The organism is Ochrobactrum soli, from assembly GCF_003664555.1.
In the GTDB taxonomy this organism is placed as follows: domain Bacteria; phylum Pseudomonadota; class Alphaproteobacteria; order Rhizobiales; family Rhizobiaceae; genus Brucella; species Brucella teleogrylli.
This window is the reverse complement of record NZ_RCHH01000001.1, coordinates 260,147-281,242: the sequence shown is the minus strand read 5'-3', so window position 1 is coordinate 281,242 and position 21,096 is coordinate 260,147. Positions and strand designations below refer to the sequence as shown.

Genomic DNA, 21,096 nt, shown 5'->3' with positions numbered 1-21,096 from the left:
TATAATTGACTCCGTAACCGATACAATTTATAAGTTGTCACCATGACAAATTGGATTCCTGACCTATCGTGCAAAACCGGCCCGCTTTACCTGCAATTGGCGGATGCGATTGAGGAAGCGATCGGCAATGGTGGATTGCCTGCGGGCGTGAAACTGCCGCCGCAGCGCAATCTCGCTTACGATTTGAAGGTGACAATCGGTACAATCGGGCGCGCCTATGCGCTTGCCCATGAGCGTGGCCTCGTCACCGGTGAAGTCGGGCGCGGCACCTATGTGCTAGGTGAAGAGTCGTCCGAATCCGGGCTGGTTCCGCCCGGACTGATTGGTACGAAACCGGCTGACGTGCCAACGGGTAAAATCCGGCTCGATTCCACCTCGGCGCCGGAAGTCGGCCAGCACGATGTGCTGGCGCGGATCAGCGCCGACATTCACCGCGATTTTCCGCAGGAGATTGCCAACTATTCGCGTCAGTTTCCGCAGCATTGGCTGGAAGCGGGCCAGAAATGGCTCGGCAGGGCCGACTGGCAGCCGGATCTCGACAATATCGTCATCACCAATGGCGCGCAGGCCGCAAGCATTGCCATCATCACGGCTTTCACCAATCCGGGCGACCGCATTCTGTTTGAAAACCTGACCTATGCGCAGATCAGCCGTTCGGTGCGACTTCTCGGTCGTCGCACTATTCAGGCTGCGCATGATGAATACGGCCTCATCCCGGAGGAATTCGAGCGCGCCTGCCGCCAGCAGCACCCTACTTTGGCATTTCTCATGCCAACGCTGCACAATCCGACGCTTGCGACCATGACGGCGGAGCGTCGTCGCGCGATAGCCGATATTGCGCGGCGGTATAATGTCTGGCTCATCGAGGACGACATTTACGGCAGCATGTGCGAAAGCGACATTCCGCTCTTGGCAAGCTTTGCACCGGAGCGCACTTTCGTCGTGTCGAGCCTCTCAAAGGCGGTAGCCGCTGGCATACGCAGCGGCTGGGCCGCCTGCCCTTCGCATTGCGCGCAACGGGTCAAGGTCACGCACAAGATGATGACGGGCGGCGTGGCTTTTCTGCTGGCTGAAACCGGCGCACAGCTTGTGCTGTCCGGCGCCGCCGACGATATCCGCGAAAAAAGCCGTATAGAAACAAGAGCGCGTGAAGAAATAGCGCGCCGCGTGTTTTCCGGCTTCGATTTCGTGTCCCGCCCCAATATCCCTTTTCTCTGGATGGGACTGCCCGAGCCATGGCTCTCCGGCACATTCAAGGCTGCGGCCTATGAAAGCGGCATTCTGATTGACGATGAGGACGAATTCAAAGCCGGTCGCGTCGATCAGATTTACCACCGCGTGCGCGTCGCCTTCTCGTCACCGATAGACAGGAACATTGTCGAAGACAGCTTTCTGACGCTGCGGCGTCTGCTTGAAAACGAACAGGCGGGCTATGAGGGCAGCGTGTAAACGCTGCCGCTTGCCGGGCTGATAGAGTTTCGATGCAATCAGATGCTGAATCAGGCCGGGAAAGCGGCATTTTCCTGTCGCGCTTCCAACAGAGTTAGGTTAAAGAGACCCCTTGAAACCTTAGGTGTCCGCCCTTCGCCAGAAGTTTCCGGGTGCCACAGCCTGCGACGGGGTCCCTCATCTCCATGACTATTTCCAATAAGCGCGATATCACGCCGGAACTTATCGAATCCCACGGTCTCAAGCCGGACGAGTATCAGCGCATCCTCGAATTGATCGGTCGCGAACCGAGCTTTACTGAACTCGGCATTTTCTCGGCCATGTGGAACGAGCATTGTTCCTACAAGTCCTCGAAGAAATGGCTGCGCACGCTGCCGACCACCGGTCCGCGCGTCATTCAGGGCCCCGGCGAAAATGCAGGCGTCGTGGACATTGGTGACGGCGATTGCGTCGTCTTCAAAATGGAAAGCCACAACCACCCGTCTTATATCGAGCCCTATCAGGGCGCGGCGACCGGCGTGGGCGGCATTTTGCGTGACGTGTTCACCATGGGCGCGCGTCCCGTTGCTGCGATGAATGCGCTGCGCTTTGGCGAGCCGGATCATCCGAAGACCCGCCATCTGGTGTCCGGTGTCGTGTCCGGCGTCGGCGGCTATGGCAACGCGTTTGGCGTGCCGACCGTTGGCGGCGAAGTGAACTTTGACAAGCGTTATAACGGCAATATCCTCGTCAATGCTTTTGCAGCCGGTCTTGCCAAGCATGACGGCATCTTTTTGTCGGAAGCCAAGGGCGTCGGCCTGCCGGTCGTCTATCTTGGCGCCAAGACGGGCCGTGACGGCGTCGGCGGCGCGACCATGGCCTCGGCTGAATTCGACGAATCGATTGAAGAAAAGCGCCCCACCGTTCAGGTCGGCGATCCCTTCACCGAAAAGTGCCTGCTTGAAGCCTGCCTTGAGCTGATGGCGTCAGGCGCAGTCATCGCCATTCAGGACATGGGTGCGGCGGGCCTCACATGTTCTGCTGTTGAAATGGGCGCAAAGGGCGACCTCGGTATCGAACTCATTCTCGATCATGTTCCGGTTCGCGAAGAGAACATGACCGCCTATGAAATGATGCTTTCGGAAAGCCAGGAGCGCATGCTCATGGTTCTGAAGCCGGAAAAGGAAGCCGAAGCCCAGGCGATCTTTCGCAAATGGGGTCTCGACTTCGCCATTGTCGGCAAGACGACTGACGATCTGCGTTTCCGCGTCATTCATCAAGGCGAAGAAGTCGCCAATCTGCCGATCAAGGATCTGGGCGACGAAGCGCCGGAATATGATCGTCCGTGGATGGAACCGGGCAAGCATGCGCCACTCCCGGCCAGCAATGTGCCGCAGGTGGAAGACTATTCGGCAGCGCTTCTCAAGCTCATCGGCTCGCCTGACCTTTCGTCGCGCCGCTGGGTCTATGAGCAATATGATACGCTCATTCAGGGCAATTCGCTGCAGGTTCCGGGCGGCGACGCCGGTGTGATCCGCGTTGAAGGCCATGACACCAAGGCGCTCGCCTTCTCGTCGGACGTGACGCCACGCTATTGCGAAGCCGATCCCTTCGAAGGTGGCAAGCAGGCGGTTGCCGAATGCTGGCGCAACATCACCGCGACCGGCGCAGAGCCGCTGGCTTCGACCGACAATCTGAACTTCGGCAATCCTGAAAAGCCGGAAATCATGGGCCAGCTCGTCAAGGCCATAGAAGGCATTGGCGAAGCCTGCCGCGCGCTCGATTTCCCGATCGTTTCGGGCAATGTCTCGCTTTATAACGAGACCAACGGTCAGGCCATTTTGCCGACGCCGACCATTGCCGGTGTCGGCCTTATTCCGGACTGGACGCAAACGGCCAAGATCGGCGGCATGCAGGACGGCGACACGCTGGTTTTGCTTGGCGGAGACGGCACGCATCTCGGCCAGTCGGTCTATCTGCGCGATCTCTTCGACCGTGCCGACGGCCCTGCCCCGTTCGTCGATCTCGCGCTTGAAAAGCGCAATGGCGAATTCGTCCGCTCGGCAATCCGCAATGGTCAGGTTACGGCCTGCCACGATCTTTCCGACGGTGGACTGGCAATCGCTGTCGCCGAAATGGCGATCAAGTCTGGCAAGGGCGCAACCCTCAATGCTGGTGACGGCCTGCCGCACGCTGTTCTGTTCGGTGAAGATCAGGCGCGCTATGTGATCGCCGCCACGCCGGAAATGGCCAAGCTCATCGCGCTCAATGCCGAGGGTGCAGGCATTCCGTTCCGCATTCTGGGTCAGGTCGGTGGCGACCGTCTGACCATCGGCGATAGCGTCAATGTCGGCGTTACCGAACTGACGCGGGCTTTCGAAGACTGGTTCCCGGGCTTCATGAGCGGTGAGTTGGTCAGCGATAACTGATCGTCGCTGAACCAGCAGAAGTTAAAACGCCTGGATGAACATCTCATCCGGGCGTTTTGCCTGTATGGACCACCTGTGTGGCATTTAAACATTAGACAGATACACATTGACGTTCCACGATGGTGCGATACGATTCGATGGGTAACAAGAAGCTGGAAACGGCGGGAGTATTTGCATGGCTATGGACGCACATGAGATCGAAAAACTGATACGCGAAGGGATTCCCGGCGCAAAGGTGACGATCCGCGACCTTGCCGGTGACGGGGATCATTATGCAGCCGAAGTGGTCGCGGAGAGCTTCCGCGGCAAGTCGCGCGTGCAGCAGCACCAGATGGTCTATGACGCGCTGAAGGGCAATATGGGCGGCGTGCTTCACGCGCTTGCCTTGCAGACCAGCGTTCCGGAGTGAACCGAAGCGCTTATTGAGCGGACGGCATCTGCTGCGGCAAGATGTTGCCCCTTCAATCCGGCACTTCGCGCGTATTTGACTTGCTTTCACCCGCACGGGGTGGTTACGAGCATGGAAATGATTATATTGGGAGAGACCTCCCAATTAAGCCGGAAATCGACCCGGCGAGTTTGTTTGAAGCGTGATGCGGCCCCATATGTTCCAACGACATTGGGCACACGCTCTGAAAGGAAACGAGATGACCGGCATTAACGATTTCATCGACAATGAAGTGAAGACCAACGACGTCGTGCTTTTCATGAAGGGCACGCCCGGCTTTCCGCAGTGCGGCTTTTCCGGTCAGGTCGTTCAGATCCTCGACTATCTTGGCGTCGACTATAAGGGCGTGAACGTGCTTGCCTCCGACGAGATTCGCCAGGGCATCAAGGAATATTCCAGCTGGCCGACCATCCCGCAGCTTTATGTGAAGGGTGAATTCGTCGGTGGCTGCGATATCGTGCGCGAAATGTTCCAGTCCAACGAATTACAAGCACTTTTTACCGATAAAGGTATTGCCACCAAGGCTGCTTGAGGATTAATAGCCGGTCATACGGCTTTAGTCTTAGCTTTTTACAAAAGGCGCCGTTTATCGGCGCCTTTTCGTTTTTATCCGACGGCAGTTTCTGCCGGGTGCCTCATTTTCGAGATTTCGACGTTCGTACCGCCCTTTACTGGCGCGGCGCGTCAGTATGCCAAGGAATGTCAGTCATGCCGATCGACATAAAGAACGCCTCGCCGGACCAGAAGACCTCCATACACGGGCGCGGCGAATTCATTGCACTGATCGCGGCTATCATGGCCATCAATGCGCTGGCGGTTGATATCATGCTGCCCGGCCTGCCGCAGATCGGCGCGAGCCTCGGCGTGCAGTCTGAAAACCATGTGCAATTCGTGATCACCGCCTATCTGCTGGGCTTCGGTGTCTCGCAGCTGTTTTATGGACCGCTCAGCGACCGTTTCGGTCGCCGTCTGCCACTGTTCGGCGGCTTGGTGATCTATGTGCTGGCCGCGCTCGGTGCCGCCATGGTCACGGATTTCACCACGCTCATCATATTGCGCGTGCTTCAGGGACTGGGTGCCGCGGGCACCCGCGTCATTGCCGTTTCAGTGGTGCGCGACCGTTTTGCCGGTCGCCAGATGGCGGAAGTCATGTCGCTGGTGATGATGATCTTCATGATCCTGCCGGTGGTCGCACCCGCCACCGGACAGCTGATCATGCTGTTTGGCGAATGGCACCTGATCTTTCTGTCCATGGCCGTGATGGCGCTGATCGTCGGCATATGGGCCTTCATCCGCCTGCCTGAAACGCTGCCCACAGACCAGCGCCGCCCGCTGACCATCAAAAGCGTGATCGGCGGCTTCGGTATCGTGCTGTCGAACCGCGTCGCGCTGTTCTACATGCTTGGCACGTCGTTCATCCTCGGCGCGCTGTTCGGCTATATCAATTCCGCCCAACAAATCTTCGTTGATATCTACAAGCTCGGCTCCTACTTTCCGCTGGCGTTTGCTGCGGTCGCCATGACACTGGCGCTGGCGTCGTTCCTCAACTCCCGCCTCGTCGGACGGTACGGCATGCGCCGCATCTCCCAGTCCATGCTGCTGGTTTTCACCAGTTTCAGCCTGCTCTGGATGGTGCTGTCGATCGTGCTGGTCGATCCGGTGCCGTTCCCGCTGCTGATGGCGATCTACATGACCATCATGTTCTCGTTCAGCCTCGTGACGGCCAATTTCAACGCGCTTGCGATGGAGCCGCTTGGTGAAGTTGCAGGCACGGCATCGTCCGTTCTCGGCTTTGCCCAGACGGTCATCGGTGCTGCGCTGGGTGCGATCATCGGTCAGGCCTTCGACGGCACTACGACGCCGGTCGCCATGGGCTATGGCGTGCTTGGCTTCGTCGCGCTGATCTGCGTGCTGATCGCCGAACGCGGCAAGCTCTTCCGGGTGCAGAACCCGCCTGCCGAACATGTGGTCGGTTGATTTTCAATGAGAATAAAAAACCCGCCATTCCGGCGGGTTTTGTTTTTACTCTTCCCAGAGCGTGGCCTGAATAGCCTGCCAGCTGTCCTTACTCGGCGCAGCCAATATGCCCCCGCCGATATGCGACGGATGATAATCGCTACCGTCCCAACGGGCGAGATGGCCGCCTGCTTCCTGATGGATCAGTGCGCCGGGCAGATGGTCCCAGGGCATCAGCTTGTTATAGACCGCGAAATGCGCGCCGCCGGTCGCGAGAATGCGATAGTCATGCGCTGCACAGCGATAGCCGATCTGCGACAGGAATTTCGTATGATTGCGCGCAAGACGGGACCGCAGCGGTTCCGCCGTGTACTGCCACGAGATCGTGCCTGTCATCTGGTCGATAGCGGCGGGCGCTGCAACGCGGACCTTGCGCGTGCTGCCATTGGCATGGCGAATATAGCTGCCGCTGCCCTTTGTGGCCGTGATCCAGTCATTGCCGACCGGATCGTGGATGATGCCGGCAACGGTCTCGCCTTTCGACACGACCGCTAGCATAACACCGAACAGCGGTACGCCGGATGCAAAATTGAACGTGCCGTCCACCGGATCAATGGTGAAAGCAAAATCGGCATCGCCGAGTCCATCGAGCAAGGCTGGATTGTCGGAGCACGCTTCCTCGCCCACAATCATCGCATCGGGATAGCGTTCTTTCAGCTTTGCGGTGATAAAGCGCTCTGCATTGACGTCGGCTTCCGTCACCAGATCGGCGGGGGACGTTTTCTGCCGGATATCGTCCGCGTCGAGCGTGCGGAAACGCGGCATGATTTCTTGCTGGGCAGCTTCTGCCAGAAGATCGGCAAGCCAGTCGATCTGGCCTTCATCAAAGCGCACTGTCATTCCCTTCATTCTTCTCGTCCTGCGGACCAGCCATCAGGCCCGCGAAATCGAACAGCTTGCGGTCCAGAAGATGGCTCGGGCGCACATTGGTCATGGCGCGGATCATCGTGTCCTTACGGCCCGGCATGCGCTTTTCAATATCCGTCAGCATGGCCTTCATGGCATTGCGCTGAAGCCCTTCCTGGCTACCGCACAGGTCGCAGGGAATGATCGGAAACTGCATGGAGGTTGCAAATTTTTCCAGATCGTCTTCCGCCGCATAAGCCAGCGGGCGGAACACCATCAGATCGCCTTCGTCGTTCAGAAGCTTCGGCGGCATGGCGGCAAGGCGTCCGCCATGAAACAGGTTCATGAAGAAGGTTTCGAGAATATCCTCGCGATGATGGCCGAGAACGATGGCCGAGCAGCCCTCCTCGCGCGCAATGCGATAGAGATTTCCGCGACGAAGGCGCGAACAGAGCGAGCAATAGGTGCTGTTCTCTGGTAGCTTGTCCGTCACAATGGAATAGGTGTCCTGATATTCGATGCGATGCTCGATGCCATAGCGGTTCAGGAAATCCGGCAGAATGTGCTTTGGAAAATTCGGCTGTCCCTGATCCAGATTGACCGCGAGCAGTTCGACCGGTAGCAGGCCGCGCCATTTAAGATCGAGCAGCAGCGCCAGCAGGCCATAGGAATCCTTGCCGCCGGAAAGACAGATCATCCAGCGCTCGCCGGGCTTCACCATAGCAAAGTCTTCGATAGCCTGACGCGTCAGACGTAGAAGGCGCTTGCGCAGCTTGTTGAATTCGACCGTGGCGGGCACGTCGCGAAACAGCGGATGGCAACCGTCTCCGCCGGTCTCTTCCGAGATACCGGGCAAATTATCTGGCGCAATATTCGGATCGAAAGCGTTCATGGCTCTTCTCGGATGCTGTCTGGTATAGCGCTTTACATACAGAAAAGCCGCCCATGGGGAAACCATGGACGGCCATTTCTTTGCGATAAGTGGCGCCCGAAGGCGACCAGATTAACGCGAGTAGAATTCGACCACGAGGTTCGGTTCCATCTGGACGGCGTAAGGCACATCCGTCAGGGTCGGAACGCGGGCGTAGGTCGCAACCATCTTATTGTGATCAACTTCGATGTAGTCCGGCACATCGCGTTCTGCGAGCTGAACAGCTTCGAGAACAACAACCAGCTGCTTCGACTTTTCGCGAACTTCAACAACGTCACCGGCCTTCAGGCGGTAGGACTGGATGTTGACGCGACGGCCGTTCACGTTCACGTGACCGTGGTTGATGAACTGGCGTGCAGCGAAGATCGTCGGAACGAACTTTGCGCGGTACACAACAGCATCCAGACGTGATTCGAGAAGACCGATCAGGTTTTCACCCGTGTCGCCCTTGCGGCGAGCGGCTTCGTCATAGGTCTTGCGGAACTGCTTTTCCGAGATATCGCCGTAGAAACCCTTGAGCTTCTGCTTGGCGCGCAGCTGCACACCGAAGTCCGAGAGCTTGCCCTTGCGGCGCTGGCCGTGCTGACCCGGGCCATATTCACGACGGTTAACCGGGGACTTCGGGCGGCCCCAGATGTTTTCGCCAAGACGGCGATCAATCTTATACTTTGCGGATTCGCGCTTGCTCATCGCATTTCCTTCAAAAAGTTAGTGCGCCATACGGCGCAGACAGGAAACGCGCCCTCCTCTGCCCTCCGTTTTCGAGGACTGACAGGATGAAGCGCGCGAGCGCAATCTTCATCCACGGGACACGTCAAATGAAACGCCAGCGCGTTAAAGCGCCAGCGATGGCGGGCTTTTAGTCATGTGCATGTCATCTTGTCAAGTTCGAACGCTTGCCAAAGCCCAGATAACCGGGCGTTTAAAGCGCTTTTCGCCGTCTTTTGCAACATATTGCCATCAAGCGTGAAGGAACGCGGCTTCTCTTTGCGGCATTATGCAGTCGGGGCTGTAGAAAATGAGGTATTCATTGGTGTTGCTGGTCCTACCCCGTTTCCTATCCCGTAGAAATTCAACTGCCGCTGTTCTCCTCCTCAGTTTCCTCGGTTTTACGGGAGAAACGGCTCTTTATCCTCAGCCCGCACAGGCGCAAAACTTCATCGAAAAAATCCTGAAGCGCGATGCGCAAAAGGCAAAGCAACAGCGCAAGCGCCCGTCGGCCAACCCGCAAAAGAAACGGCAGGAAAGAAAGCCGCCAGCCCGGCAGGATAAAGCTCCGACTAAACCTGCACCACAGTCAGCATTGCCTGTTGTCGTTCCTGTTCCAACACCGGCACCCAGACCAGCGCCTGCTCCCGAACCGAAGACCGAGGCAGAGCCCGCCGTCATCATTCCGCCTGAAAAGCCCACCCCGCCACAACAGGCGGAGCCAGAACAGCCGCAGCCTTCAAAACCTGCCGCTGATGGACGCGTCTATCAGGTGGCGTGCCCCGCGCTGATTTCCGGCGAAGTAGAGGGCAAACTTCTGACACCCATCGAAGACGGCGCGCAATGCGGTCTCCATTCGCCGCTCTCACTGACGGCAATCGGCAAGAATGAGCCGCTCAAGCTTGCCAATCCCGTCACGACGAACTGCGCCATGGCGGTGACACTCGCCCAATGGAGCAACGACGTTAAAAACGCAGCACAGGATATCTACGGCAAGGATATCAAGATTACCCAGATCGGCACCGGCTCTGATTATCAATGCCGCAAGGTGAATGGCGCATCCACAGGCCGCGTGTCGGAACATGCCTTTGGCAATGCGCTCGACATCATGTCCTTCACATTCTCGGACGGCAGCAAGACGCAGCTGGAAAGCGGCTGGAATGGCGCCGACAAGGAAAAGGCCTTCTGGCGCGCTGTGCACGGCGCAAGCTGCAAGCTTTTCATGACCGTCATCGGCCCGGATGGCGATGCGGCGCACCGCACCAACATGCATCTTGATCAGGGATGCCACGGCAAAAGCTGCACGGCCCGGATATGCCAGTGAGAAAAGTGCATAACCGCCCGGAATTCATAAAAAAATCCAAATCCGGTTTCTAGTTTGATGCGGTATTATCGATTCCAGAACGGGTCCGCCTGTGACAGAATCACTGGAACCGCTCTCTTTGCCTATTTTGCAGGGTTTCCGAAAAGGATATGGGGCATGCAATTGACCAAAATTATACTTTCCACCCTTTGCGCCATCGGCTTTGTGACCGCCGCTCACGCGGACGCTGTTCCGAAGCGCTCGAAAGATTTTACGGGTAATTACCAGACATTGGTCAAGGACCAGCAGGCCTCGCCACAGGTGGCCGATTGTGTGGCCAGCGGTTATGATCTGGTGAAAAAGGACAAGAAATACGACCGTCTAGGCTTCACAAAAGACGATATTTCGTCGGCCACAACCAATGACACATCATCGAAGTTCAGCGCCAAGGACCCGCGCAAGGTCTCAGCCGTCATCTCGGTGCCGGGCGAAGCGCGTATCAAGAGCACGGGCTATAAATGGGATGGCGTCAATCTGCGTTGCGGCATCACCAATGGTAAGCTGACGGCCATCGAACTGGTTCAAACGAAAGCCGCACAATAATTTGATCGGCAACAGCCACACAGAACCGAGCACCTGATCCCAAGTCAGGTGTTCTTTTTGTCGTCGACATGCTGAGGCAGACCGTTGCGCTTGGTCTCGGCGAATTCTTCCAGTTCTTTCTCGCTCATCGATTCGTACATCTCTTTCGATGCGCCGATTAACTCGCTGACCTTGATCTCGCCGCGCTTGGCCGCCAACGCAGCACCGGCAGCCTTTTGCTGGGCTTGAGATTTTGCAGGCATGAACTCTTCTCCTTTTGCGCCGCCCCAAGGCCAACGCGACGGATAGAAATCAGTTCCCGCCGCTAGTCCTGCTCGCTGTCGAAACGAGAGCGCGCACTGCGTAGCGACGCCCGGTTTGCAACCGCCCATTGCCCCAAACTGTCGATAGGCCCCGCCAGCGAATGACCAAGCTCGGTCAGCGAATATTCGACTTCCGGTGGTGAAGTCGGTCGTACATGGCGCGAAACCAGCCCGTCGCGTTCGAGCGAACGCAGCGTGACCGTCAGCATACGCTGCGAGATTCCTTCAATTTCTCGCCGTAAGGCATTGAAACGCATGGAACCGCTCTGCAAGCTGAAGATAACAAGAATGCTCCACGTGTCGCCAACCCGGTCGAGCACATCACGGATCGGGCAAGAACCCTTGCCGTCCGTCTCAAAGGCCGGTGTGGAAGACAAAAGCGGCGTCTTGGCGTCTGGTCGTGTCGGTATCGTCATAGTCACTCTTATCACATACTCGCTTGTTGGGATCAAACCGGATGCTTGCGTCTGCCCTTCCGCCAAGCCCATGGGCTAACAACCCCACACGTCCAAACGTCCTTATCTTGCCTTTTGGACGGTTACTTCCATGTTTCCTACCCATGTAGAAGTGCGTTCTTCACAAGCCCGGTAGCCTGACATATGTAGTTACCAGAAATAACCTGATTATGAAACATACCTTAAATGGCTGAACTACAAAAGCGTAAAGAAGGAACTGGAATGGCTAAAATCGCACTGATTGGCGCAACGGGTTTTGTTGGCGCAGCAATCTTGAAGGAAGCCGCATCGCGCGGCCATCATGTTACGGCGCTGGTACGCCACCCGGAAAAGGTGGAAAAGCTTGCCAACGTGACCGCCGTGAAAACGGACGTGTACGACACGGATGCGCTCGCCAGCCAGCTTTCAGGACATGACATCATCATTTCCGCATTCAATCCCGGCTGGGGCGACACGAATATTCGTGAAAACCACATCAAGGGCAGCCGCTCGATCAACGAGGCAGCCAAGAAGGCAGGCGTCAAGCGTCTAATCGCGGTCGGTGGTGCTGGTAGCCTGTCGATCAACGGCCAGCAACTTGTCGATTCCGCCGAATTCCCGGCAGAATGGAAAGAAGGTGCTCTGGGCGCCCGCGAAGCGCTGAACGAGCTGCGCAAGGAAAGTGGCCTCGACTGGACCTTCGTGTCGCCAGCGATCATTCTTCAGCCGGGTGAACGCACGGGCAAATATCGTCTTGGCGGTGACGAGCCCGTTTTCAACGACAAGGGCGAAAGCACTATTTCGGTCGCTGATCTGGCTGTCGCTATCGTCGATGAGGCCGAACAGGGCAAGCATATCGGCAAGCGTTTCACCGCAGCCTATTGATTACTGCTTCTTGATCGCATTTCTGCTTTAAAAGCAAAGCCGGACGGTAAATGCCATCCGGCTTTAGAGCGCATCCCGAAAAGTGTGAAACGGTTTTCGGAACAAGATGCGCGTTAAAACAAAGAGTTAGAGCGCCGATCTGATCCAATCAGATCGAAACGCGCTTTAACGTATCAAAACAACCTGCGGAGACCGTATGGAACTCGGAATCTATACTTTTGGCGATCTTGGTCCAGACGTGGAAACCGGAAAGCCGATCGCCCCGCAACAGCGTATCAGCAATCTGATCGAGGAAATCGAGCTGGCCGATCAGGTGGGGCTCGATGTCTTCGGCCTTGGCGAACACCATCGGCCCGATTATTCGGTATCCGCACCCGCCGTTGTTCTGGCTGCTGCGGCCTCGCGCACTAAAAACATCCGGCTGACGAGCGCAGTCACCGTCTTGTCGTCCGACGATCCCGTGCGCGTTTACCAGCAGTTTTCGACGCTGGACCTGATCTCGAATGGACGCGCTGAAATCATGGCCGGACGTGGTTCGTTCATCGAATCCTTCCCGCTCTTCGGGTACAATCTCGACGATTACGACACGCTTTTTGCCGAAAAACTCGATCTGCTTCTAACGATCCGCGACAACGAACGCGTGAGCTGGACCGGGACGACGCGCGCAGCCATTGACGGGCGTGGTGTCTATCCCCGTGGCGTGCAGGAACAGCTGCCCATATGGCTCGCCGTTGGCGGTACGCCAGCTTCCGTCGGTCGCGCCGCCCTGCTCGGATTACCATTGGCTCTCGCCATTATCGGCGGCTACCCGGAACGGTTTGCCCAGCTGACCGATTTTTATCGTGAAGCTGGCGTAAAAGCGGATCATGCGCCGGAAAAGCTCAAAATTGGAATCAATTCGCATGGCTATGTGGCTGAAAACGCTCAACAAGCAGCGGATGAATTCTATCCGTCCTATTCACAAGTCATGGCAAAGCTTGGCCGGGAACGCGGCTGGCCGCCAACCACGCGAGAGCAATTCGACGCAATGCGCGAACCGCGTGGATCTCTTCTGGTGGGCAGTCCGCAGCAGGTCATCGACAAGATTCTCGCCCAACACAGCTACTTCAAGCACGACCGCTTTTTGTTCCAGACAGCGCTCGGCAATCTGCCGCATAAATATACGATGAAATCGATTGAGCTGTTCGGCACCAAGGTTGCGCCGGAAGTTCGCAAAGCGCTCGGCGTGGTATCCGCGACATGAAAAAAGCCCGGTGTCGCGACCGGACTTTTTTTAAACCAGTTCCACGTCCACGACGCCCTGAATGGCTTTCATTGCGCTCGCAATCTGCGGGCTGACGCGATAACGGTGGGGTAGTTCGATTTCAACTTCGCGCTGCCCATTGTCCTTGATGACGATGAGACTGACCTGTCCGTCGCCGCGCGTGTTGAAATGCGGCGCGATATGGCGAATCGCTTCCGCCGAGCGCAGATAAAGCCGCAGCGCCTTCTGCATGCGGCAGGCCTCGTCTTCCAGCGATTGCACGGTCTGGATGCGCAAGCCGATACCTTCCGGGCGATCCTCCGCCTGCACCGTGATCACCACCGATTTGCCGCTTTCCAGAAGATCGCGATATTGCGCGAGCCCTTCCGAAAACAGCACGGCTTCAAACTGGCCGCTGGCATCCGACAACTGAACAATGCCCATCTTGTTGCCGGTGCGGGTCTTGCGCTCCTGACGCGCCGTCACCGTGCCCGCCAGACGCCCGGCATTGGCGCCGCGCTTCACCGCAGCCGAGAAATCAGCCCAGCTTTGCACGCGCATACGATCCAGAACCGCGCGATATTCATCGAGCGGATGCGCCGACAGATAGAAGCCGACCGCCTGAAACTCTCGATGCAGCATTTCCGACGGCAGCCAAGGTGCGGCCTGCGGCAGAATAAGCTGTTCCTTCGGCGCACCGGACAGGCCGAAAATATCGGACTGGCCGCTGGCGGCATTTTCCTGCGTGCGCTGGGCGAAGCCCATGATGCGGTCCATGCCTGCGCTCATTGCCGGGCGTTCGCGCTTGAAGCAATCCATCGCGCCCGCATTGATCAGGCTTTCCAGCACGCGACGATTAACGATCCTCGGATCAATCCGCTCGCAGAAATCCTCAAGGCTTTCAAACGGCTTCTGGGCGCGCACATCCACAATATGGTCGACAGCAGCTTCACCGACGCCCTTGATGGCAGCCAGTGAATAGAAAATCTGCTTCTCGCCCACTTCAAACGGACGGAACGAGGTCATGACCGAAGGCGGCACGACCTCGATCCCCAGACGATTCGCTTCGCGGCGGAAATCGTTGAGCTTGTCGGTGTTCGACATATCGTAGGTCATCGACGCGGCCAGAAATTCGACCGGGTAATGCGCCTTCATATAGGCTGTCTGATAGGAAACGATGGCATAGGCCGCCGCGTGTGACTTGTTGAAGCCGTAATCGGCAAACTTGGCAAGCAGATCAAAGATCATATTCGCCTGAGCCTTGTCGACGCCGCCATCAATAGCGCCCGAGACGAAACGGACGCGTTGCTTGTCCATTTCCTCGCGAATCTTCTTACCCATGGCGCGACGCAGAAGGTCAGCTTCGCCGAGCGAGTAGCCCGACAGCACCTGTGCGATCTGCATCACCTGTTCCTGATAAACGATAACGCCTTGCGTTTCCTTGATCAGGTGATCGATCTTCGGGTGAATGGAAGCGATTTCCTCTTCACCATTCTTGCGCGCATTATAGGTCGGGATGTTCTCCATCGGACCGGGACGATAGAGCGCGACGAGCGCAATAATGTCCTCGATCCGGTCAGGACGCATGCCGAGCAGCGCTTTACGCATGCCAGCACTTTCAACCTGAAACACTCCGACGGTTTCGCCGCGCGACAGCATTTCATAGGTCAGCTCATCGTCGAACGGCAGCCGGGTCAGATCGATGTCGATCCCCTTGCGCGCTACGAGCTTGACCGCCGTTTCCAGCACCGTCAGCGTCTTGAGCCCGAGAAAGTCGAACTTGACCAGTCCAGCTTGCTCCACCCACTTCATATTGAACTGGGTGACTGGCATATCGGAACGCGGGTCGCGATACATCGGCACCAGTTCCGACAGCGGACGGTCGCCGATCACGATACCGGCGGCGTGGGTCGAAGCGTGGCGATAGAGACCTTCCAGCTTGAGCGCCATATCGAGAAGCCGCCCAACGACCGGTTCCTTCTCGCGTTCCTCGGTGATCTTCGGCTCGGTTTCGATGGCCTGCGCCAGCGACACCGGATTGGCTGGATTTTGCGGCACCAGCTTGCAGAGCCGATCCACTTGCCCATAGGGCATTTCGAGAACGCGGCCGACGTCGCGCAACACGGCGCGCGCCTGAAGCGTACCGAAGGTTATGATCTGGGCGACCTGATCACGCCCGTATTTCTCCTGCACATAGCGGATCACCTCTTCGCGGCGATCCTGACAGAAGTCGATATCGAAGTCGGGCATCGATACGCGGTCCGGATTGAGGAAGCGTTCAAACAGCAGCGAGAAGCGCAGCGGATCGACGTCCGTAATCGTCAGGGCATAAGCGACGAGCGAACCCGCACCCGAACCACGGCCCGGCCCGACCGGAATGCCATGCGCCTTGGCCCATTTGATGAAGTCCGCAACGATCAGGAAGTAGCCGGGGAACTTCATGCGGGTGATGATGCCGATCTCATATTCGAGACGTTCGGCATATTGTTCCGGCGTATAGCCTTCGGCAAGGCCCACGCTTTCCAGCCGCATCTGCAAGCCCTCACGGGCCTGACGTGCAAGTTCTTCTGCTTCCGCAGCGACAGCGGCTTCAGGATCGTCGGATTCACCCGTGAAGCGTGGCAGAATTGGAGCGCGGGTTTGCGTGTACCAACTGCAACGCTCCGCTATCTCAATCGTGTTGTCCAGCGCCTCGGGCAAGTCGGCAAACAGCGCCGCCATTTCGGCGCGGCTTTTCAGATAATGATCCGGCGTCAGGCGGCGGCGATCATCATTGGAAAGGATCTGCCCCTCGGCGATGGCCAGCAGCGCATCATGGGCTTCGTAATCCTCCGCCTTGAGGAAGAACGCCTCATTGGTGGCCACCAGAGGCAATTCCATCTCATAGGCTAGCGCAACAGTCTTGGCTTCCAGAGCACGGTCATAGCCCGCATAACGCTGTAACTCGACATAAAGCCGATTGCCGAATGTCTCATGCAGGAACGCCAGACGCGATTGCGCCCGGTCTGGCCGGTCTGCCGCAAAAGAGCGACCGATTGGCCCGAGCGGCCCGCCTGACAGGACGATGACGTCCTTGGCCAGTGCTGGCAGCCAGCCTGCATCTATATGGACCGGATCGCCCGCAGGCGTATCCAGAAACGAGCGGCTGACCAGCCGCACGATATTCGCGTAGCCCTCTTCCGTCGAAGCAAGCAGGACGAGAGGAGCCAGATCAAGCGCGAGCCTGCGATTGATACTGCGCCCATTGTCGTTGTGGTCGCCGAAGGCAACATCGACCTGACAGCCGATGATCGGCTGCACACCATCCTTCGATGCCTTCTGCGCAAATTCGAGTGCACCAAACAGATTGTTGGTGTCCGTTATCGCGATGGCCGGCGCTTCGTCGGCAATCGCCTGTTTGATGACCTTGCCGAGCGGCAATGCGCCCTCGAGCAAGGAATAGGCCGAATGAACACGCAGATGCACAAAACGCGGCGTGGAAACGCTTCCACTGGCTGCATTGTCTGCTGCTGCATCATTCATTCTATTCACCCTGATCAAACCGAACCGTGCGGGTGGACATACACCCGTTTCATAGGACCGCCTACTGAAATGCTGCTGGTCGCCGGCGACTCTGTCGCCTGAGGCTTTCAGTTTCAGGGAATGTCCCGGCGATGTCCAGAGAGACAGCCGCCGGTATCGAAAGGGTACACAAGAGAACCCTCAAAAGCGCGTTACTTCGAGCCGGTTCATACGGCGAACTTCAGTGATCGCACTCCAAGCTTTGTTACGCATATCAGTGTCCAAAACAGGTTTTCCGCTTTGGATGATATGCTTCAGTCACTTCAGATCGCGCTGACCCAGATGGCGAAGGTTGCAATAAACAGGCTGACGGAGACGAATGACAAAACGTCGTGGACGAGATCGGTCATGTGGAAAACTCCTCTTTGTTCACGTATGTTTATTTTTTGTTCTATTTTTGTTCCAAAGTCAACACCCTGTTTGAGTCGCCAGTTACATTAGGGTTTACGAATAATAAACGCGCAACCGCAGGCGGTATCACGCGCCTGCGGTTTCAATGGCTTAACGATGGAGAAAGTTGGCCGTCTTACAGATCGACGACCTTGCCGTCCTGCAAGGTCACGCGCCGGTCCATGCGGCGGGCCAATTCGTGATTATGCGTGGCGATCAGCGCCGCCAGACCGGACTGGCGCACAAGCGCCTCCAGTGCCCCGAACACATAGGAGGACGTCGTCGGGTCGAGATTGCCGGTCGGCTCGTCGGCTAAAAGCACAAGCGGCGCATTGGCGACGGCGCGCGCAATAGCGACACGCTGCTGCTCACCACCGGAAAGCTCGGCGGGACGATGCGAAGCGCGCTTGCCGATCTTCATATATTCGAGCAATTGCTGTGCGCGTTCCGATGCGGCCTTCTTGGTCAGGCCACGGATCATCTGCGGCATCATCACATTTTCCAGCGCTGAAAACTCCGGCAGCAAATGGTGGAACTGATAGACGAAGCCGATATCGTTACGACGCACCGCCGTACGGTCGTCATCCGAGAGCGCGCTGCAGGAGCGACCGTCGAGAAAGACATCGCCATTGTCCGGGCGTTCCAGAAGCCCAGCCGTGTGCAAAAGCGTGGACTTACCGGCACCGGACGGGGCGACGAGCGCCACCATCTCGCCGCGACGCAGCGTGAAATCGGCGTCTTTGAGGATAACCAGTTCGCGGTCGACTTCCTTATAGGCGCGACTGACCTTCTCCAGCCGCAGAATAATTTCAGCCGCCATTATTCGTACCTCAATGCTTCGACCGGATCGAGCTTGGCAGCGCGCCAGGCTGGGAAAATGGTGGCGATAAAGGAAAGCACCAGTGCCATGACGATGACGGAAATCGTCTCGCCAGGGTCCATCTTTGCTGGCAGCTGGCTCAGGAAATAGAGCTCCGGATTGAACAGCGTCGTTCCCGAAAGCCACGAGAAGAACTCACGCAACCGTTCGACATTCAGGCACACCACCACGCCGAGCACCACACCGGCGACCGTGCCGGTCACGCCGATGGCTGCACCCGTCATCAGGAATATGCGCATCACCGCGCCGCGTGTCGCGCCCATGGTGCGCAGAATAGCGATATCATGCCCCTTGTCCTTCACCAGCATGATGAGACCGGAGATGATATTGAGCGCCGCGACCAGAACGATCAGCGTCAGGATCATGAACATGACATTGCGCTCGACTTCCAGCGCCGAGAAGAAAGTCTGGTTGCGCTGGCGCCAGTCAACAAGTGTCAGCTGGCGACCTGCCGCCTCTTCCACCGGCGCGCGCATCGCATCCACCTTGTCGGGATTTTCGACAAAGATTTCGAGCGACTGCACCTTGCCTTCCTGATTGAAGAAAAGCTGCGCCTCGGAAAGCGGCATCATCACGATGGAATTGTCATATTCCGACATGCCGATCTCGAAGATCGCGACAATCGGATAGGCTTTTACGCGCGGATTAACACCAAACGGGGTCACATCGCCATCGGGAGAAATCACCCGCAGCGTATCTCCGATGGAAAGCCCCAGATTTTCAGCCATGCGCGTGCCGATGGCGACACCGCCGCTCTGGTCGAAGCCTTGCAGTGTGCCCTGGCGGATATTGCCCGATACAAGCTTCAGCTTGTCGAGGTCTTCCTCGCGCAGACCACGGATCAGCGCTCCATTGCCCGCACCGATGGTGCCCTGCACGAGAGCCTGTCCTTCCACCACCGGAATAGCGAATTTGATGCCGGAAATGCCGTCGATACGCTTGATCAGGTCAGCATAATCATCCAGCGGACGATCAATCGGCTGCATGATCAGATGGCCATTGATGCCGAGAATGCGCGTCAAAAGCTCGGCGCGAAAGCCGTTCATCACCGCCATAACGATGATGAGGGTCGCCACGCCCAGCATGATGCCGGTGAAAGAAAACCCGGCAATAACCGATATGAATGTTTCACGGCGGCGCGCACGCAGATATCGCCACGCGATCATCCGTTCGAAGGCCGAAAAAGGGCCGGACTTCGGCGGCTTCACAGCTGCCTTGGCCTGCCCTTCGGACTTTGCTGCCGCCGCGCCGCTCATGCTTCAGCCGTCAGCATGTTGATGGCGGCTTCCACCGTCAGATTCTGGCGTTCGCCGGTCTTGCGGTCCTTGACTTCAACCTCACCAGCGGCAACGCCGCGCGGACCGACGATCACCTGGGTCGGCAGGCCGATCAGGTCCATGGTGGCGAATTTTGCACCGGGACGGTCATCCGTATCGTCCAGCAGCGGATCGATACCGGCATTGGTCAGTGCGTCGTAGAGCTTCTCGCTGACGCTATCGCAGCCTTCGTCGCCGGGCTTCATGTTCACGATGCCTGCGCCGAACGGTGCAATCGCCTTTGGCCAGATGATGCCCGCATCGTCGTGGAAGGCTTCGATAGCAGCCGCCACCAGACGCGACGGGCCGATCCCGTAGGAGCCCATAGACACCAGATGTTCCTTGCCGTCCGGGCCCTGCACTTTCGCGCCCATCGGTTCGGAATATTTTGTGCCGAAATGGAAGATGTGACCGACTTCAATGCCGCGCGCCGAAACCTGATCATCAGCCTTGACCTTGGCCCAATCGGCTTCGTCATGCATTTCGTCGGTTGCCGCGTAGGGCGTTGTCCAGCGATTGACGATATCGGTCAGCTGCGCATCGTTGCGGAAATCCGTATCCGCGCCTGGCACGGCCAGATCGAGATAGGCCTTGTCGCAATAGACCTGGCTTTCGCCGGTTTCAGCCAGAATTATGAATTCGTGAGACAGATCGCCGCCGATCGGGCCGGTGTCGGCGCGCATCGGGATCGCCTGCAGACCGACGCGCGCAAACGTGCGCAGGTAGGAGACGAACATGCGGTAATAGGCCATCTTCGCGCCCTCATAATCGAGGTCGAACGAATAGGCGTCCTTCATCAGAAACTCGCGTGAGCGCATCACGCCGAAACGCGGGCGGACTTCGTCGCGGAATTTCCACTGGATATGATAGAGGTTAAGCGGCAGATCCTTGTAGGAGCGCACATAGGAACGGAAAATATCCGTGACCATCTCTTCATTGGTCGGGCCGAAGAGCATTTCGCGCTCCTGACGGTCCTGAATGCGTAGCATTTCCTTGCCGTAAGCGTCGTAGCGCCCGCTTTCACGCCACAGATCGGCGGACTGGATGGTCGGCATCAGGATTTCGTTGGCGCCAGCGCGGTTCTGCTCTTCACGGATGATATCGCAGACCTTGTTCAGCACCTTCAGCCCAATCGGAAGCCAGGAATAGATGCCTGCCGACTGCTGGCGGATCATGCCCGAACGCAGCATAAGCCTATGAGAGACGATTTCCGCCTCTTTAGGATTTTCCTTCAGAATGGGCAAAAAATACCGCGACAAACGCATCGTAACCACCGATCCAGAGAGAATGCCTGCTTGCTTCAAGAATCAGGCAAAAATTAAGCATATTTGAAGGTTTCTTATCGGGTTATGCTTGCGTTGAAAACCCGCCTG

General features: G+C 57.4%; 18 protein-coding genes. 9 read left to right on the top strand and 9 right to left on the bottom strand.

Features of this window, described 5'->3' with window-relative positions:
* Positions 1–42: 42 nt before the first annotated feature.
* From D8666_RS01375 to D8666_RS01355, 5 genes are all read left to right on the top strand, one after another.
* Positions 43–1,449, top strand: a complete 1,407-nt coding sequence (locus D8666_RS01375) for an aminotransferase-like domain-containing protein (protein ID WP_121535881.1) — start codon at positions 43–45, stop codon at positions 1,447–1,449.
* Positions 1,450–1,634: 185 nt separating this feature from the next.
* Complete coding sequence (purL, locus tag D8666_RS01370; protein ID WP_121535878.1) at positions 1,635–3,857, top strand: phosphoribosylformylglycinamidine synthase subunit PurL; 2,223 nt, start codon at positions 1,635–1,637, stop codon at positions 3,855–3,857.
* 175 nt (positions 3,858–4,032) lie between these two features.
* On the top strand, positions 4,033–4,266 hold the full coding sequence (locus D8666_RS01365) for a BolA/IbaG family iron-sulfur metabolism protein (RefSeq protein ID WP_007874594.1): 234 nt from the start codon (positions 4,033–4,035) through the stop codon (positions 4,264–4,266).
* Between the two features lie 238 nt (positions 4,267–4,504).
* The gene (gene grxD, locus D8666_RS01360; RefSeq protein WP_078338449.1) at positions 4,505–4,837 is read left to right on the top strand and encodes a Grx4 family monothiol glutaredoxin; all 333 of its coding nucleotides are present in this window, start codon (positions 4,505–4,507) and stop codon (positions 4,835–4,837) included.
* A 176-nt stretch (positions 4,838–5,013) separates the two neighbouring features.
* Positions 5,014–6,282: a multidrug effflux MFS transporter gene (locus D8666_RS01355; protein WP_121535875.1), complete on the top strand. Its 1,269-nt coding sequence runs from the start codon at positions 5,014–5,016 to the stop codon at positions 6,280–6,282.
* A gap of 45 nt (positions 6,283–6,327) precedes the next feature.
* On the opposite strand, the gene D8666_RS01350 is transcribed toward D8666_RS01355, so the two are convergent.
* From D8666_RS01350 to rpsD, 3 genes are all read right to left on the bottom strand, one after another.
* A complete protein-coding gene (locus D8666_RS01350) occupies positions 6,328–7,155 on the bottom strand; it encodes an inositol monophosphatase family protein (RefSeq protein WP_121536294.1) in 828 nt (275 codons plus the stop codon).
* Positions 7,145–8,059 (bottom strand): tRNA 2-thiocytidine(32) synthetase TtcA, encoded by a 915-nt coding sequence (gene ttcA / locus D8666_RS01345; RefSeq protein WP_121535872.1) that lies wholly within the window; start codon positions 8,057–8,059, stop codon positions 7,145–7,147. The genes D8666_RS01350 and ttcA overlap by 11 nt, the downstream gene beginning before the upstream one ends.
* 111 nt (positions 8,060–8,170) lie before the next feature.
* Positions 8,171–8,788 (bottom strand): 30S ribosomal protein S4, encoded by a 618-nt coding sequence (gene rpsD, locus D8666_RS01340; protein ID WP_121535869.1) that lies wholly within the window; start codon positions 8,786–8,788, stop codon positions 8,171–8,173.
* 328 nt (positions 8,789–9,116) lie between these two features.
* Between rpsD and D8666_RS01335 the strand changes: the two genes are divergently transcribed.
* Complete coding sequence (locus tag D8666_RS01335) at positions 9,117–10,130, top strand: extensin-like domain-containing protein (RefSeq protein WP_121535866.1); 1,014 nt, start codon at positions 9,117–9,119, stop codon at positions 10,128–10,130.
* Between the two features lie 156 nt (positions 10,131–10,286).
* Positions 10,287–10,712, top strand: coding sequence for a type IV secretion system effector BspC (gene bspC / locus D8666_RS01330; protein WP_121535863.1), 426 nt, complete (start codon positions 10,287–10,289; stop codon positions 10,710–10,712).
* Between the two features lie 44 nt (positions 10,713–10,756).
* Here bspC and D8666_RS01325 read toward each other — a convergent pair whose 3' ends face one another.
* Positions 10,757–10,954 (bottom strand): DUF3008 family protein, encoded by a 198-nt coding sequence (locus D8666_RS01325; RefSeq protein WP_121535860.1) that lies wholly within the window; start codon positions 10,952–10,954, stop codon positions 10,757–10,759.
* A 62-nt stretch (positions 10,955–11,016) separates the two neighbouring features.
* Positions 11,017–11,430: a winged helix-turn-helix transcriptional regulator gene (locus D8666_RS01320; RefSeq protein ID WP_121535857.1), complete on the bottom strand. Its 414-nt coding sequence runs from the start codon at positions 11,428–11,430 to the stop codon at positions 11,017–11,019.
* A 261-nt stretch (positions 11,431–11,691) separates the two neighbouring features.
* On the opposite strand from D8666_RS01320, the gene D8666_RS01315 reads away from it, so the two are divergent.
* Both D8666_RS01315 and D8666_RS01310 read left to right on the top strand, forming a co-directional pair.
* Complete coding sequence (locus D8666_RS01315; RefSeq protein ID WP_109368813.1) at positions 11,692–12,333, top strand: NAD(P)-dependent oxidoreductase; 642 nt, start codon at positions 11,692–11,694, stop codon at positions 12,331–12,333.
* Between the two features lie 196 nt (positions 12,334–12,529).
* On the top strand, positions 12,530–13,576 hold the full coding sequence (locus D8666_RS01310) for an LLM class flavin-dependent oxidoreductase (protein WP_121535854.1): 1,047 nt from the start codon (positions 12,530–12,532) through the stop codon (positions 13,574–13,576).
* 30 nt (positions 13,577–13,606) lie between these two features.
* Here D8666_RS01310 and dnaE read toward each other — a convergent pair whose 3' ends face one another.
* From dnaE to proS, 4 genes are all read right to left on the bottom strand, one after another.
* The gene (gene dnaE, locus D8666_RS01305; RefSeq protein ID WP_121535851.1) at positions 13,607–17,098 is read right to left on the bottom strand and encodes a DNA polymerase III subunit alpha; all 3,492 of its coding nucleotides are present in this window, start codon (positions 17,096–17,098) and stop codon (positions 13,607–13,609) included.
* 565 nt (positions 17,099–17,663) lie between these two features.
* On the bottom strand, positions 17,664–18,347 hold the full coding sequence (locus tag D8666_RS01300; protein WP_109368810.1) for an ABC transporter ATP-binding protein: 684 nt from the start codon (positions 18,345–18,347) through the stop codon (positions 17,664–17,666).
* Positions 18,347–19,663 (bottom strand): lipoprotein-releasing ABC transporter permease subunit, encoded by a 1,317-nt coding sequence (locus D8666_RS01295; RefSeq protein WP_121535848.1) that lies wholly within the window; start codon positions 19,661–19,663, stop codon positions 18,347–18,349. Before D8666_RS01295 ends, D8666_RS01300 begins: the two co-directional genes overlap by 1 nt.
* On the bottom strand, positions 19,660–20,988 hold the full coding sequence (proS, locus tag D8666_RS01290) for a proline--tRNA ligase (protein WP_121535845.1): 1,329 nt from the start codon (positions 20,986–20,988) through the stop codon (positions 19,660–19,662). The genes D8666_RS01295 and proS overlap by 4 nt, the downstream gene beginning before the upstream one ends.
* Positions 20,989–21,096 lie beyond the last annotated feature (108 nt).